Source organism: Streptococcus sp. GMD1S (assembly GCF_000296875.1).
GTDB lineage: Bacteria > Bacillota > Bacilli > Lactobacillales > Streptococcaceae > Streptococcus.
In genome coordinates, this window is sequence record NZ_AJQY01000168.1 from 1 (window position 1) to 1112 (window position 1112).

Genomic DNA, 1112 nt, shown 5'->3' on the forward strand with positions numbered 1-1112 from the left:
GATAAGATTGCAGACCAAATTTCAGATGCGATTTTGGATGCTATTTTAGCAAAGGATCCAGATGCGCACGTTGCTGCCGAGACAGCTGTATACACAGGTTCGGTCCATGTTTTTGGTGAAATTTCTACAAATGCTTATGTGGATATCAACCGTGTGGTTCGTGATACCATTGCAGAGATTGGTTATACCAATACAGAGTATGGTTTTTCTGCGGAGACGGTGGGAGTTCATCCGTCGCTTGTTGAGCAGTCACCAGATATCGCCCAAGGAGTTAACGAAGCCTTGGAAGTCCGTGGAAATGCAGATCAAGATCCGCTTGACTTGATTGGTGCTGGTGACCAAGGTCTTATGTTTGGATTTGCGGTGGATGAGACAGAAGAACTCATGCCATTGCCAATCTCACTCAGTCATAAGTTGGTTCGTCGTTTGGCAGAACTTCGTAAGTCTGGTGAAATCAGCTATCTCCGTCCAGATGCTAAATCACAAGTTACGGTTGAGTATGATGAAAATGACCGTCCGGTACGTGTGGACACAGTCGTTATTTCAACTCAGCACGATCCAGAAGTTAGCAATGAACAAATTCACAATGATGTGATTAACAAGGTTATCAAAGAGGTGATCCCAGCTTCTTACTTGGATGAGCAAACCAAATTCTTCATCAATCCAACTGGTCGCTTTGTAATCGGTGGACCTCAAGGGGACTCAGGTTTGACTGGTCGTAAGATTATCGTGGATACCTATGGTGGCTACTCTCGTCATGGTGGTGGTGCCTTCTCTGGTAAGGATGCGACGAAAGTGGACCGTTCAGCCTCTTATGCAGCTCGCTACATTGCCAAGAACATCGTTGCAGCAGGTCTTGCTAAGAAGGCAGAAGTGCAATTGGCTTATGCTATCGGGGTGGCGCAACCTGTTTCTGTTCGTATCGATACTTTTGGTACAGGAACAGTAGCTGAAAGCAAGCTTGAAAAAGCAGCGCGTCAAATCTTTGACCTTCGCCCTGCGGGAATTATCCAAATGCTGGATCTCAAACGTCCAATTTACCGTCAAACAGCGGCTTATGGACACATGGGACGTACAGATATTGACCTTCCATGGGAACGTTTGGATAAGGT

At 46.0% G+C, this 1112-nt stretch carries 1 protein-coding gene; it reads left to right on the forward strand.

All coding sequences use genetic code 11. From position 1 onward, the window contains the following. Positions 1-1112: methionine adenosyltransferase (metK, locus tag GMD1S_RS08010; RefSeq protein ID WP_000001672.1), on the forward strand; the 1112-nt coding region annotated here is incomplete at both ends.